The 1,014-nt window shown below is 55.4% G+C and carries 1 rRNA gene; it reads right to left on the bottom strand.

The window, feature by feature from the left end:
• A 16S ribosomal RNA gene (locus tag U1700_RS15475) occupies positions 1–371 on the bottom strand; the annotation flags it as partial.
• Between the last annotated feature and the right edge of the window lie 643 nt (positions 372–1,014).

Raw genomic sequence — 1,014 nt, 5'->3', positions numbered from 1 at the left:
GCGGCATTGCTGGATCAGGCTTTCGCCCATTGTCCAATATTCCCCACTGCTGCCTCCCGTAGGAGTCTGGGCCGTGTCTCAGTCCCAGTGTGGCTGATCATCCTCTCAGACCAGCTATGGATCGTCGGCTTGGTAGGCCTTTACCCCACCAACTACCTAATCCAACGCGGGCTCATCCTCTGGCGATAAATCTTTGGACTTTCGTCATCATCCGGTATTAGCAGCCGTTTCCAGCTGTTATTCCGAACCAAAGGGCAGATTCCCACGCGTTACGCACCCGTGCGCCACTAAGGCCGAAGCCTTCGTTCGACTTGCATGTGTTAGGCATGCCGCCAGCGTTCGTTCTGAGCCAGGATCAAACTCTCAAGTTTGATGCTCGATTTTTAGCCGGTGGAATGACCAACCAAAAACCGCTCACTTCAAGGAGCCAATTCCTGCACATCACATATTCAAGTGGATATGTAACGAGACATACGAACTGGCTTAGTGCTTTTTAACGATCTCAAGGCACCTTGAATGCCCCGAACAACCGCCAAGCCGCCGCCCGCATGTCCCTTCATCTAACCTACAATGTCAAAGAGCCCCGACAACAAATCACCGGCAACACCACACCTCCCCGTTCCCAGGGCGTCCAGCGTGCCAGTCTGTCGTAGCTGCAGCCGGTAAGTCGTTGTGGCGACCACCGCTGCGGTGAAACCCCTCTAGGCGGACCCACTTCGGGGGTCAACAACATTTTTCACGTTCCTGTCTTTTTTGTTGCGCCGCACCGTCACATCCAACCCTTATCCACCTTCGCCCCGCCCTGCATGATAGCGATATGACGGTCGGCGCGCCTGGAAAGCTGGCATAGCCCTATCGACAGCCCGAGCAGATGGGATAGTCATCGCTCAGGAGATTGATATGAAACGCATAATCAGCCGAATGCAGCGATTGCGCCAGGTCGATGGCCAGATCTCCTCGCGGGTCCGGGCGGTTCTGGTGGAATCGCTCTATGCCTCACCGCGTTCGCTGGTT

It is taken from the genome of Sphingomonas sp. RB1R13 (genome assembly GCF_036663775.1).
Lineage (GTDB): Bacteria > Pseudomonadota > Alphaproteobacteria > Sphingomonadales > Sphingomonadaceae > Sphingomicrobium.
The sequence above is the reverse complement of the archived record's forward strand: the minus strand, read 5'-3'. Positions and strand labels throughout refer to the sequence as shown.